General features: G+C 62.6%; 1 protein-coding gene. It reads right to left on the bottom strand.

Features of this window, described 5'->3' with window-relative positions; translation table 11 throughout:
- On the bottom strand, positions 1-243 hold a 243-nt coding region (locus tag J5M58_RS27565), incomplete at both ends, for an amino acid permease (RefSeq protein ID WP_207880680.1).

Genomic DNA, 243 nt, shown 5'->3' with positions numbered 1-243 from the left:
CAGGGGTGTTGCCTTCGCCGAAGATCGGGAAGAAGTAGCCCAGGGTGCTGAACAGCAGTACGAAGTAGCCGACGTTGCCCAGCCAGGCACTGATCCAGTAGCCCCAGGCCGAGGAGAAGCCCATGTACTCGCCAAAACCGGCCTTGGCGTAGGCATACACCCCCGAATCCAGCTCCGGCTTGCGGTTGGCCAGGGTCTGGAACACGAACGCCAGCGCCAGCATGCCAACAGCTGTGATGCCCC

Source organism: Pseudomonas sp. 32_A, assembly GCF_017490905.1.
In the GTDB taxonomy this organism is placed as follows: Bacteria; Pseudomonadota; Gammaproteobacteria; order Pseudomonadales; family Pseudomonadaceae; genus Aquipseudomonas; species Aquipseudomonas inefficax.
Note: the sequence above shows the minus strand (reverse complement) of the source record. Positions and strands in the feature narration are given on the sequence as shown.